The organism is Aliivibrio sp. S2TY2 (genome assembly GCF_028765525.1).
Classification (GTDB): domain Bacteria; phylum Pseudomonadota; class Gammaproteobacteria; order Enterobacterales; family Vibrionaceae; genus Aliivibrio; species Aliivibrio finisterrensis_A.
Window position 1 is genome coordinate 303854 of record NZ_JARACS010000001.1, and the last position, 12268, is coordinate 316121.

General features: G+C 38.7%; 12 protein-coding genes. 9 read left to right on the forward strand and 3 right to left on the reverse strand.

From position 1 onward, the window contains the following. Positions 1-41: 41 nt before the first annotated feature. The 6 genes from PVK63_RS01390 to PVK63_RS01415 all read left to right on the forward strand — a co-directional run bounded on the left by PVK63_RS01390 (position 42) and on the right by PVK63_RS01415 (position 6511). A complete protein-coding gene (locus PVK63_RS01390; RefSeq protein WP_274439794.1) occupies positions 42-617 on the forward strand; it encodes a hypothetical protein in 576 nt (191 codons plus the stop codon). Further along, positions 617-2005 (forward strand): DEAD/DEAH box helicase, encoded by a 1389-nt coding sequence (locus tag PVK63_RS01395; protein WP_274439795.1) that lies wholly within the window; start codon positions 617-619, stop codon positions 2003-2005. Before PVK63_RS01390 ends, PVK63_RS01395 begins: the two co-directional genes overlap by 1 nt. Before the next feature lie 34 nt (positions 2006-2039). Continuing rightward, a complete protein-coding gene (locus PVK63_RS01400; protein WP_274439796.1) occupies positions 2040-2477 on the forward strand; it encodes a hypothetical protein in 438 nt (145 codons plus the stop codon). Positions 2478-2784: 307 nt separating this feature from the next. Next, entirely contained in the window at positions 2785-3342 is a 558-nt protein-coding gene (locus tag PVK63_RS01405; protein ID WP_274439797.1) for a hypothetical protein, read from the forward strand. A gap of 137 nt (positions 3343-3479) precedes the next feature. Beyond that, on the forward strand, positions 3480-4478 hold the full coding sequence (locus PVK63_RS01410) for a hypothetical protein (RefSeq protein WP_065623809.1): 999 nt from the start codon (positions 3480-3482) through the stop codon (positions 4476-4478). Next, on the forward strand, positions 4463-6511 hold the full coding sequence (locus PVK63_RS01415; protein ID WP_274449239.1) for an ATP-dependent helicase: 2049 nt from the start codon (positions 4463-4465) through the stop codon (positions 6509-6511). The genes PVK63_RS01410 and PVK63_RS01415 overlap by 16 nt, the downstream gene beginning before the upstream one ends. 247 nt (positions 6512-6758) lie before the next feature. Here the strand turns inward: PVK63_RS01415 and PVK63_RS01420 are convergent, their stop codons facing one another. The 3 genes from PVK63_RS01420 to PVK63_RS01430 all read right to left on the reverse strand — a co-directional run bounded on the left by PVK63_RS01420 (position 6759) and on the right by PVK63_RS01430 (position 9140). Further along, positions 6759-7088, reverse strand: a complete 330-nt coding sequence (locus tag PVK63_RS01420) for a hypothetical protein (RefSeq protein WP_274439799.1) — start codon at positions 7086-7088, stop codon at positions 6759-6761. A 4-nt stretch (positions 7089-7092) separates the two neighbouring features. After that, the gene (locus PVK63_RS01425) at positions 7093-7923 is read right to left on the reverse strand and encodes a hypothetical protein (protein WP_274439800.1); all 831 of its coding nucleotides are present in this window, start codon (positions 7921-7923) and stop codon (positions 7093-7095) included. A gap of 146 nt (positions 7924-8069) precedes the next feature. Next, positions 8070-9140 (reverse strand): DUF6765 family protein, encoded by a 1071-nt coding sequence (locus PVK63_RS01430; RefSeq protein ID WP_274439801.1) that lies wholly within the window; start codon positions 9138-9140, stop codon positions 8070-8072. A 510-nt stretch (positions 9141-9650) separates the two neighbouring features. On the opposite strand from PVK63_RS01430, the gene PVK63_RS01435 reads away from it, so the two are divergent. The 3 genes from PVK63_RS01435 to PVK63_RS01445 all read left to right on the forward strand — a co-directional run bounded on the left by PVK63_RS01435 (position 9651) and on the right by PVK63_RS01445 (position 12171). Beyond that, the gene (locus PVK63_RS01435; protein ID WP_274439802.1) at positions 9651-10928 is read left to right on the forward strand and encodes an SMODS domain-containing nucleotidyltransferase; all 1278 of its coding nucleotides are present in this window, start codon (positions 9651-9653) and stop codon (positions 10926-10928) included. A gap of 8 nt (positions 10929-10936) precedes the next feature. Further along, positions 10937-11566, forward strand: coding sequence for an SLATT domain-containing protein (locus PVK63_RS01440; RefSeq protein WP_017019110.1), 630 nt, complete (start codon positions 10937-10939; stop codon positions 11564-11566). Positions 11567-11640: 74 nt separating this feature from the next. Beyond that, positions 11641-12171, forward strand: a complete 531-nt coding sequence (locus PVK63_RS01445) for a hypothetical protein (RefSeq protein WP_274439803.1) — start codon at positions 11641-11643, stop codon at positions 12169-12171. The last annotated feature ends 97 nt before the right edge of the window (positions 12172-12268 follow it).

Here is a 12268-nt window from a genome sequence, read left to right on the forward strand (position 1 = left end):
ATACTTAGCAATCCTAAGTTTTTAGTTAAGGTTTTTTGGTTGTGAGTAACAAAGTAAAATTAAATGAGGTTGTCTTTAAGATATTGATAGAAAATAAGTTAGATGGTTTTACCGTATCTGACATGAGAGATAGCGTGTTAGAAGTGTCTGATTTATTTGAATCAAAAGAAGCTGCTGGAACTTTTGCATATAGACAGATTTTTGCTTTGGAAAAGAAAAAACTATTGGCTAAATCTGAAAAAGTAGATGGAAAAAAACTAACTTATTATCAGACTGAGCTACTTTTAAATTCGCAAGTCACAATGAAATCTTATGAATTTAAAGAGAGGGCTAAGCGTACTTCAGTGATACCCAAAGCTACTGCTTCGATATCGAATAAAGAGAAGCCTATCTCTGAATTATTAAAAGCAGTGATTAAGCAAAAAACTCAGTATGAAGCTGAGTTGACAATGGTATTAAGCGAAACTGAAGAAGTTAAGCATGTGATGTCATCTTTTCCTGATGAATCGACACATTTACAAGCTCTTTATTTAGGTTTACGAAACCAATCAGCGACGTTATGCGGAAAAGTAAATGCATTAACTAAAATTATTCAATTGGATGAGGGTAAAGTTTAATGCTAAGAAAGTGGCAAGCAGAAGCGGTGAACTTAAGTATTGAAAAATATTTAAACGACCAGCAACATATACTATTACTTGCTACTCCCGGGGCTGGTAAATCAGTGGCAGCGGCTGAAATAGGTTATCGATTAAAACAGACAAATGAGATTGATTTCATTCTGTGTTTTTCACCATCATTGATTGTTGCTGAAGGGATGCAAACTACTTTTTCTTATCGTTTTAATGCGTCATTTCACGGTTCAATCGGCGCGGTGGGTGGGTCATATACCTACCAAAACATGCTTTATTTAAGTGATGATTTTTGGCAGATCTTAGAAAACCATAATGTATTAGTTGTTTTTGATGAGATTCATCATTGCTCAGGATCTGATGTATCAGAATCGAATGCATGGGGTCAAAAGATTCTAACTAAAATTCAATCGAAAGCAAAATATACGCTGGCATTAACGGGAACACCGTGGCGCAGTGATTTCACTCCAATTACTCTTGCTAAATATACTGATCCAGATAATCAAATCTATTGTGATTATATCTATGGGTTAGGGGAGGCCGTGAGGGATAAAGTTTGTCGTAACCCACATTTAGTACTTGTTGATAATAATAATTTTCAAGTAACCAAGAGTGAAAAGGGAAAACAAACATTTGGCAGTGTATCTGAACTATTAAAGTATTCGTCTGTAAATTATGAGTCAGTGATTACTCATCCAGAAACGATGAATTACTTATTGCAGTTGAGCTGTCATAAATTGGCAGAAGTTAGGAAAGATAATCCAGAAGCGGCTGGATTAGTCGTTGCGTCATCGGTTAGTCATGCTATTGAACTTTTAAATATACTCAAAACCAAATTCAAACAAACAGCAACCATTGTTACCTATAGACATGATAATCCATTAAATGAAATCGCTAATTTTAGGAGTAGTAATACACAATGGATTGTTAGTGTTGGGATGATCTCAGAAGGAACAGATATCCCTCGTTTACAGGTCTGTTGTCATTTGAGTACTGTAAAAACAGAGCTGTATTTTAGGCAGGTATTAGGCCGTATTTTACGAGTGACTCAATCAAAAAATCAAGAAGCTTGGTTGTTCACTATTGCTGAACCAAAATTAACAGAATTCGCTGAGCGAATAGATGAAGATATACCGGATTATTCAGTGATAGAAAAAGACATTGAGATGACTCAAAAGGCTAATTTATTACCGATAACGGTATTTGAGAATCCAGATAAGGCCTTTAAAGCAACGCAAAGAACACTTAATGAGCGTCTAGAGGTTATGTTTGATGATTACCCACAAGAGGCTAGTGTTTTTTCATATGCCCCAAATATTACCTTACAGGGTGATTTTAGGCAGAGGGTGATCTCTGTGTTTAGTTATATAAGTTAGCTAGATACTTACAATGAAACGATAGGAATAATTTATGAAGCTTACACCAGAACGATTTATTGAAATGGCTTGGTCTATAAACTTAAGTATCATCTCAGCAGATAAAGATCTATTAGGTGATGATTTTATTGAAAAAACGACCATCCTTGCTGAAAAGGAAGGAATAGATGTACTGTATTTGGATTTTTCTAGTTATGAATCGATCGAGCATGTGCTGACCAGTACAGAAAATACCGCGTTCTTTGATGCTATTCAGTCTGCGTCAAAACCAACTCTTTTATGGTTTGATAACTGCGATATGTTAGCACCACTGGATTGTAATTTTACTTACAGATTAAGATCTGTTTTAACTACTCGATTTGATGGGGTGATCCAATCTGTATTTATCGCAAGAAATGATTCTTTAAAGTTAATGTTTACGGATAGTAAAGCCGCGTTTTATCAAAATTCAATGCGTATTACAGATAGGTAAGGCGAAATTAGCTTAGCTATGTTCTAAGCTTGTTACGTATTTAAGTACGTTACAGATAGTCAACTAGTCTTGATATACAAAACTCAAGACTTGGCTCTATTACCTTTTTCATAGCCTGTCACATTAGTAGCCTCGCAACCAATATGTAACTGAAATCAAAATAAATATTGCATGCTATGTAATAAATTTCATTAGCTTAATTGAAGTTGAATATGTTTGAACGAACACGGTTCAGAATGGAGACGATGGGAACTTCATGTTCACACTCCTGATTCAATATTAGAGACACAATTTAAAGGTAAATGATATGAATGATGAGTTTGAAAGTACACAAAGTGTGTTAGAACGACGTCTTTTAGAGAAAAAAGCAGAGTTTATAAAGAGTCATACATTACTTTCTTTACCTGAGTTTGCTGATAAATTAAGAATAAAAGGCAAGAAAAGAAGTCAGTCTATTTATCGACTTAGAAAAGAAAAAAAGGTTCTGGCGATTAGAATTGATGACGAATATTTTTATCCTGATTTCCAACTAAATAATGCAGGAAGTGTTTATTCTGCATTGGAAATAGCAATGCCTCGATTTCCCAAAATACTTAATGGCTGGGATATCGCTTTTTGGCTAACGAGTTCACAAACCATTGTTCAATATATTCCCGTGTTAGATCTAGATGTTGTTAAAGAAATAGTATTGAACTTGGATTCTTTAGATGAAATTGCAGAGTTTATTGAAGATAAGATAGATACATCAGGGGTACGGACAGAAATCCCCTTAGATTTGCTAGAGAATGGGGAGGTTCAACTTTTTGCAGAATTTGTGGCGTGGTATTTATGTGATGAGCCTGAAATTACGCTGAAAGTTGTTTGAGGACAGATTATATTGCTTTAATTATTTGATTTAATAAATTTTCTAGTACATTTCTACCTATTGTCATTTATTATATGGGCGTGCTTATTTTTATTATCTTAATAACAACACCTTTAATGTAAGTGAACTTTGTAAGTATGGCGATTCAATCTAATCCAGTACAGTATGCATTTGCTCTTGATGGCGATAATATCCTCACGCATATTAGTGAGGCTAAGCGTTCACATTCCTATACTTGCCCTGGATGCCATAATTGTCTGAAACCTGTTTTAGGCGACGTTAATGCAAAGCATTATCGTCACATAGAAGAATGTTGTTCTTTAGAGACATATTTACATAAGGCAGCTAAGCAAGCATTCTTCCAGTGTTATAAACATGCGATTAACACAAATAGGCCAATGGTATTAGAGCTAGAACGTAGTGTTTCTTGCATTGGTCCTCGGTTAGGCTTGCTCGGAAATAAAGCAGTTCAATGTTCCAAGTTAGTTTCTGCTCGTTACAACTTAACTCAATTTTTTGATCAAGTAGATTTAGAGAAGCGTGATAAAAATACTGGCCTACAACCTGATGTGATGTTAACCGATTCATCTGGAAAAAGGTGTTGTTATATCGAGATTTGTGTCACTCACCCTTGCACGCAAGAAAAAATTGATACGGGTATTCCCATACTTGAGTTTAAGGTTCAATCAGCTGATGACATAAAGGTATTGTCTAGCGGAGTTTATTCAGTTGAGAGGGGGAATCTGAGTGTGTTCAATTGGGAACCTCCATCAAGAATAGTTGAACATTGTAGTGGTACTTGCTCTGTTGGTAAGGTCGAAATGTCTGTTTGGTGTCTGAGTGACTCAGGACGACTTAATGAGAACATTGTACCTTTATCTGATGTTGATTTAATAGTTAACTCAAAGCTGAATTCGTGGCCTAAAGCATTAGGCGCGGGTGAGGTAATGACTAATCTACGGACTTTTCTTCATCATGTCGATCCTCAGACGCTATTTCCAAATTGTATTATGTGTAAACAGGGCGGTTCATGGTTGGATGGTTATTTACACTGTCACAGCAAAGCCAAGCTGGTTCCGTATACGGAAGCCTGTCAATGTGCTGCTTATAAGGTAAGAGAATGGCGAAAAGATTAACTTGGGAGCAGAAAAGTATTGTTAATCATGATACTGGGCATGCATTGGTTAAAGCTGTACCTGGAAGCGGAAAAACTACCACTCTCGTAAAACGTATTGAACGGTTGGTTAAGTCTGGGACAGACCCTCGATCTATTCTCATTTTGATGTATAACAAGTCTGCGCAGATAAGTTTTAGCGATAAGTTGAAGGTGGCCTTGAAGTCGGACGTAATTCCTGAAGTCCGTACATTCCACAGTCTAGCCTTAAAGATTGTTGGTTATGCAGAGCACCAACAAATAATCAAGAAGAAAAATCTGCTTAAGCCAGATAATCCCGACTATGAAAATTTAGTAAAAGAAGCGTATCGTCATGGCTTTGAACATGATGCGAGTTATATAAATCCTAGTGACTTAGAAGAGTTTGAACTTTTTATTAATAAGTGCAGGGCTTCTGCCGTAACTCCAACTGATGCGACAACAGATCCAACCTTCAGGAATATCAAACGGGAGTATATTCTTGCTTATAGTCATTATTGTGAGTTGTTGGAGGTACGTAATCTGCGAACTTTTGATGATTATTTAATTGAAGCCGTATCGCTGTTGCGTAATGTTCCTAATCTTGGCTCTCACTTTAAACATATCATAATTGATGAGTATCAGGATGTTAACTTTATACAGCATAGTATGATTCGTTCTCTATCGAAGCCTGGCACATCAGTAATGGCTGTCGGTGATATAAACCAATGTATATATGAATGGCGTGGTGCACGACCAGACTTTATAGGCGGTTTGTTTGAAAAACACTATGAGAGTACCAAAGTGTTTCAACTTTCATGCACATTTCGGTTTGGACATCAGCTTTCTTTAATGGCTAATTCAGTTATTCGACGGAACTCTACACAATTAACGAGACTTTGTGTCAGTCATTCTAGTACGCCAAAAACTGAAATTAGAATATACGTTGATGACTATTTATCTCAAGTGTTAACCGAACTTTCCTCTACTAATGGTACGCAAGCCATTCTCTCTCGTACTAAAGCTAGTCTTGCTGAGGCTGAAATTGCTTTACGTCTATGTGGTTTGCCGTATAAATATTTGAATAGTTCGTCTACATTATATAACCGCACAGAAATTGGGATGCTAGTTATAGGTTTCTTGTTATCTGTGTACGGAGATCTTCGATTACTTGAATATAACTCCAATAGGCAAGCATTGATTTACGGTTTTCTAAGGGAGTCTGGTTTTCGTTGGCAGAAAGGGCAACTCAAGGCTGCTCTCAATGGATTGTTGGCTCCAAAATCGGATTTAAATGCTGTTTTGTGGGCATTATTTGATGACGACATAAGTTCGCAAGCGCAAAAAGAGCATTTAAGAAAAGTCACTAACATTTGTAAGAAAGACAGAGAGGAAACCTTAGCTCATGATGTGTTTGTACGATTGAAACTATCGGGTTTCATGGACGGTATCAGTACGGAAGGAGTTACGCGAACTGGTTCAAATGACCGATTGAGAGGGATTGCGAGAATTGAAGAGTTACTTGAATCGAGCAAAATTGATACTAAGACATTTTTAGATCTTATTCTCCATCCAAAGAATGCTTTGGCAGATTGTAAACCATTTGTTCTGTCTACATTACACGGTTCAAAAGGTCTTGAATGGGATAACGTAGTTTTGATAGGTTTGAATGATGACGAGTATCCAGGCGGAAAAATCGATGACACATATGATGCAGATTCATTAAAGCATGACTCTGTCACTGATGAAGGTATTGAGGAAGAACGACGTTTATTTTATGTGGGAATGACTCGGGCTAAAAAGCAACTTAATGTGGTTATCCCTCATGATGATGGATTAAATCGTTGGCTTGAAAATCATTGGGATAGTTCTCCTAAAAGAGCTCCTGTTGCGACTCGATTCGTTTACGAGGCTGGTATTACTGCTTGTATGATAACTAGTAATGTAATTTACAATAACGAAGTAGAAAATAAGAAGCTAGGACTTAGTAAATTTCACCAATGGTATTTAAGAGATCTACAGCGGCTTAGAGTGTAGTTAAGAGTCATTGAGTTTATCTGGAGTTATTTAATTTCTAGAACTTTGTAACATACATTTGACCCAAGTTTGTTAGTCATACGTTTTGAATATTAGATTATTTTAGGATAATGGATTCAGAACAATTAATACGGTTCTACCACGGTTCCTTGATGCAAGTTATTTCATGTGACTGTAAATCTAAAGGGTAACTAACGAAAGTATGATAATGACTGGCGTTCTTACCGAGAGCCAGTCAACATTTTTACTAAATGAACTTACCTAGCTGTTTCACAATCTTGTCGACAGAGCTGGCTACTTTAGCTAGCTTCTTAACGTGTTCCTCAGCCTCCTGCAGTATTTCTTTTGCTTCATTTGCACTACTAATTAGATCCTCAAGTTCTTTCTGTGATGCCTTAAGCTTGTTGGAATTAGCTTCAATAATTACGGTGTGGTACTCGTGGAGTTTATCGCCTAGCTCTTCAAAACTACGTAATAGCGATTCATTTTCAGGCCCAAGCATAATGTTGTTAAGATAAGTGTTGATTTTATCATACGCACTTTGCAGTTCTTCGTGGGTCGCATTGTTGTCGCTCATATGGTTATTCTCCTAGGGTATCGCGAAAGTCTTTGATTGAATCGATTTGGGTTTTAGTGGACTGTAGTGCTTTCTTAGCCGCATCTTTAGTTAAGTCGTCATCGTTTTTCAGGGATACAACAATAGATTGGTTTAGCAGTTGAACTGAACTCAATGCTCGTTCTAGTTTTGCGTAGTTAGCATCTAAGTTGTTCAGGCGAGTTTTTAGCGCATACGTCTTTTTATAGGCTTCCACTCTTTCTTCTAATGAGTGATAGAACGTCACGCAGCGCTTATCTTCAATAACTTCACAGCGATTAGGATTGTTGAGCAGGTATAAGCGAATTTGTAACTCTTTCTCTAAACTTATTTTGGTTACCTGTTTCCATGAGTTTAACTCGCTCTTCAAAGAGTCGAACGAACTTTGAATGATCGTTTCGGAATCTATCAAGATGGTCTTCAATAGGTCGTAGCGTTTTTTCTCTGTGTAGGCTCGTGCAATGGCGTTGACACTTGTTGATAATAGCTCAATGTCCTTGGAGTCAATTAACTCAGTTTGTGGCAACTCAGATAAAGACAGCAGAGACGAATTTAGCGCCTTAGAGTATTTGTCTAGCTCTTCGCCGCGATCATCCGTTGCTAACGCGTAGATACTCTGAGAAAACAGCTGCAGATTATGCAACAAAAGCTCTTGGCCTGAGTTGTTGATAGTTGCTATATCTAATCCATTTCCGGTGATCCCATCTCGCATAGCTTTAACCAATTCTGCATTGATACGAGCGTCATCAGCAGACTCATACACGTTCATTAGGGCATCTTGAACTTTCGTGGTTTGGTTTGCATATTCGCTAACCATTGTTATTGATTCATTTGATGCACACCCAACCAATGTGAATATTGTGAGTGAAGCAATAACCTTAAGGCGCACTTTGGGTATTATTATGTTCAGTGTTTTTTCTTTCATATCTCTTTAAGCCTTATTTTCTTGTTCAAACTAGCCAATTAAGCAACGCAGATACCGTATCGAGGTAAGACATCTCGAATTACTTCTAGACGGTACGTTTTTAAGGCGTCATGAAATTGTTTCCAGTCTGATTGCAGAAAGGCGGGAGTGTAGTGGTAAACTACATTATCGTCTTGAATCCAACTAGGTCCTCTCGCCAACTCTTTCCAGCTTTCGTTGCCATCTTTGTTGAATGGTAAATCAATGGGATCAAAACCAAAGCGACCATCCTGTAGCCTTTGAATCCATTTAGAGTGTCGAGCATCACCATCATCGTCGTCGATTTCTCTCAGAGCCTGCTCAATCATTGAGTATTGGTTAGAACTCAGTCCGGGCTGAGCATCAATGTTCATTAGGGAATCAGCATCTTTCCAACATTGAAGCACTTTGCACATAGCATTCGCAGCATCGAGATAGATTGCAGTATTGTCTCTCTCAACAGGTGTTCCTTCTCCGTTTAAATAGGTCCATGTAGCATAGGGGCGATCAGGAAAAGATAACGCAGCTCCATGGCCAAGTGGTGATGACCTAGAGATCCCCTGACTCAACAGCTTATCTTTGATGCCTTCTAAAGCCGAACTGGAAGAAGAATCAAGCTCGCTCACCCTATTGTAATCGTGGATTACACCCGCAAACCCTTGGTGAGCGAAGGTATCTGCGTACACATGCATGGCAATTCCCATAAGGTGAGCCGCAAATGGCTTGTCCCAATGTGTTGCTACCATTCGCAACATATCTCTCGCCACATGACTATCGGGTTTACAGATCAGCCGGTGAATGAATGGACCATCAGACTCAATGTCTGAAGGAATCCCTTGATTACCAGGGAGAAAATGAAAAGGTATCCAAACCAAGTGGTTTGCTAGTTCTTGCGTGTTCCGATAGTCCAGCATTTTGTGTGCCGAAACTATACGGTCAAACATTGCACCATTGTCAAAATAGATTGGTTTGTCGTTTGTTGCTTCATCCACGTATTGAGCTGAATATGCCATTTTTTCAGCATCATAATGTGAAATTCCTGCGAAGCGAGCGACCACGTAGGTCAGGGTGTGGTGTCCATCTATTTGCATTTGTATCTCCAGATCGCTGACAAACTGCTTGTTACGCATGACGGTCAAAAAAAGAGGTTTATAAATGGTAGATAATAAGTTTCTTAGTCCGCCTACGCATTACTTATCACACAGCTATGGTGATGACTCAGCGGTGGATAATTAAAATATATCAATAATTAAGGTAGGTGAATACTAAGGAGATATAAACGAGATACAACAGTCACAGAAATAGCAGGAATCATTTCTGCGCATTTTGAATAAAGTAGTAGTCGATCAAGCTGAATTGTTGCTGTCGGATAATAAAGTGAAAATTCGAACAATAAACATAGAAACGATGACGACAAAGTTCAAGACTTCTTAGAGGGCTTCAATGGGATGGAATTCTCTTGCTAACATATTTGTGCCTATTGACAGGCAAGTTTTCATTTTTTGATTCTTTTCTCTTACTTTTTATGTGGTTAAACATTGAAAGCTATGTACATCTACCCCATATAAAAAACTAGGTAATCGTGTGCATATAGGTGAGAAATGTCAGTTTCAGAAGATTTCAAACAGTTTTTAGTAAACATTCGAGTCGACAACTCGGAGAGTATCAGCGAGCGCTATGGTCAAATCACCAAAGCGTTAAACAAGAAGTTTCGCAATACTGAGTCTACAACAGTGAACACGCTTCAGGTTGGCTCATATGGACGATTCACTGGTATCAAAGGTATCTCTGATCTCGATATGCTTTACATCATGCCTAGCTGTAAATGGGAAGCCTATAAGGACAAGCAAAGTCAACTGCTCAAAGACACCAAGGACGCAATCTTGGCCCGCTACCCGAAAACAGATGTGAAGGTAGACAGTTTGGTCGTTGTGGTTAAGTACCAGAATTTCAAAGTCGAGGTGCAGCCTGTTTTCGAGCAGGGTGATGGCAGTTTCAAATATCCTTACACGCACAATGGCGGGTCATGGCGTATAACCAAACCTAAGGATGAAATAAAAGCCATGAAGGATGTTAACGAGGCGAAAAACAAGAATCTGAGGCCGCTTTGTAAGATGGCTCGTGCTTGGAAGAATAAACATGGCGTAGCAATGGGTGGTCTTCTGATAGATACTCTTGCCCATAATTTCCTAAAAGGTACCACCGACTATGATAATACAGGGCCTTTCTATTACGACGAAATGTGCCGTGATTTCTTTGAATACCTAGGCGACTTACCGAAACAAGAGCGATGGAGCGCTTTGGGCAGCAATCAGCATGTCAAAGTGAAGAAAAACTTTCAGCGAGCTGTCAAAAAAGCTTTTGAACTCTGTGTTGAAGCCATCGATGATGACAACAACAACGAAAGATGGCGGAAAGTTTTCGGACGAGGTTACCCTCAAAGTACAGGGAATCTTGAGGCAATTGCCGAAAATCGCCAAATTTGGCGCGATACGGAAGAGTTTATTGCTGACAAGTACCCTGTGGACATACGGTATTATATGGCCATCGACTGCGATGTTTCCCAAAACGGGTATCGAGAATACTCGCTCTCTGAGATGTTACGCCTCTTCATTCCTTTGAGAGCAAAAAAGTCTCTGTCTTTCAGCGTTAGTGAAATTGAAGTGCCTCAACCATATTCACTCAAATGGAAAGTTCTCAATCGAGGGCAGGAAGCAGAGCGTAGAGATTGCATTCGAGGTCAAATCTTAGATGATGCAGGCTATGGAAATCGCAGTGAATTAACCATCTTCAATGGAGAACACTCCGTTGAATGTTACGCCATTAAAGACGGTGTCGTTGTGGCTCGGTCGGAAATCATTGTTCCGATATCTAACTAAGGCTGCCAATGAACAGTTCAATACTCAAAAAAGACATCGCCGAATTGGCCTACAACGTTACATATGGCGCGAATCGTCATTTCGCGACGTTTGACATTGTATCCAGACTTCCCGCTTGGATTGGTTTTGCGTCTCTGGCTTTCGGTATTGTCGGATTAGCCTTCAAGGTCACTACTAACCTAACTTCGGTGGTCTTTATTCTGCTATCGATAGCCGCTTTGTTTATTACCATGTATGAGCCTAAGAAATCCGACTATGAGATACGAGGAGTCCAGCTCACTAAGCTGTCCGGAAATCTCCTTTCATTGTACCGAAAAGCAGAGACTGACGATCCGGACGTTCTAAATGAGGTTAACCAAAAGTTCCTAGAGTTGAAGGACGCCTATTATTCTGATGGCGGTAACATTGGACAACAGATTCTATTTAGTGATGTTTTGGCTCATTACAAAATGTTCGGTGTCAAAAAGCAGCAAAGTCAGTGGTTTGTGGACGAACTAAATCTCACTTTGTTTCGCGACAAGATACCGTTCTTCATCCTATTGATAAGTAGTCTGACGTTATTGGCAATGGTGACATATGGCTTGTACAAACTTTTTGCATGTCGTTTGATTTCATACATCGCTCAGTACTTTTGTTGACAACTAAAAGGTAGAGGGTTGGCATTGCTACCCCTACCCAGTTACAAAACTGTACCTAAGTACACGGTAGAATAATGGATAAGTACACATTTATATCTGAAATGACTAAAGCGCTAGCTTGGCCTGGAACGTTGATTGTTGTCTTACTACTATTGCGTAAGCCTCTGGTTTCTTTGATTCCTTTCATGCTAAAATTGAAATTTAAAGAGTTTGAGATGGAATTTTCAGAAACGGTCCAAGCGTTAAAGTCTGAAGCTGAAATCGATAAAACTTCGGAAATTGACGCACCAGCAATGAGTATTCTTTCTTTCTCTACACGAACTGCGGTGTTGGAGGCATGGATAGAACTCGAGAATGTTGCTGCATCAATAGCTGCATCCTTTTGGAGTTCTGCAAATACATCGCCATTTAAAAACTATGCGAAGCTAGGACATTACCTTCATCAGTGCGGCGTCTTGAACTACTCTCAACTTAACTCTTTCGATGAACTGCGAAAGCTGCGAAATCAACTTGTGCATACGGAAGAAGTTGAGTTAACAGAAAATGATGCAAAGGCTTACATTATGGTCGCATCTAATCTAGTGAACCAAATTAAGGAACACTGATCTGCGCTAGTGATTCTATGCACTCACATAGATTAGTTTGCCATACTTCAGGTAATTTAATCTTTACTAAATTAGTAAAAACGCAACTTGGAAATGT

Bases quoted from the DNA above. Each gene is read 5' to 3' on its own strand.
- PVK63_RS01440 (WP_017019110.1), top strand. From the start codon at position 10,937: ATGAACAGTTCAATACTCAAAAAAGACATCGCCGAATTGGCCTACAAC.
- PVK63_RS01395 (WP_274439795.1), top strand. From the start codon at position 617: ATGCTAAGAAAGTGGCAAGCAGAAGCGGTGAACTTAAGTATTGAAAAA.
- PVK63_RS01445 (WP_274439803.1), top strand. From the start codon at position 11,641: ATGGATAAGTACACATTTATATCTGAAATGACTAAAGCGCTAGCTTGG.
- PVK63_RS01415 (WP_274449239.1), top strand. From the start codon at position 4,463: ATGGCGAAAAGATTAACTTGGGAGCAGAAAAGTATTGTTAATCATGAT.
- PVK63_RS01400 (WP_274439796.1), top strand. From the start codon at position 2,040: ATGAAGCTTACACCAGAACGATTTATTGAAATGGCTTGGTCTATAAAC.
- PVK63_RS01435 (WP_274439802.1), top strand. From the start codon at position 9,651: ATGTCAGTTTCAGAAGATTTCAAACAGTTTTTAGTAAACATTCGAGTC.
- PVK63_RS01425 (WP_274439800.1), bottom strand. From the start codon at position 7,923: ATGGTTAGCGAATATGCAAACCAAACCACGAAAGTTCAAGATGCCCTA.
- PVK63_RS01430 (WP_274439801.1), bottom strand. From the start codon at position 9,140: ATGCAAATAGATGGACACCACACCCTGACCTACGTGGTCGCTCGCTTC.
- PVK63_RS01405 (WP_274439797.1), top strand. From the start codon at position 2,785: ATGAATGATGAGTTTGAAAGTACACAAAGTGTGTTAGAACGACGTCTT.
- PVK63_RS01420 (WP_274439799.1), bottom strand. From the start codon at position 7,088: ATGAGCGACAACAATGCGACCCACGAAGAACTGCAAAGTGCGTATGAT.
- PVK63_RS01410 (WP_065623809.1), top strand. From the start codon at position 3,480: ATGGCGATTCAATCTAATCCAGTACAGTATGCATTTGCTCTTGATGGC.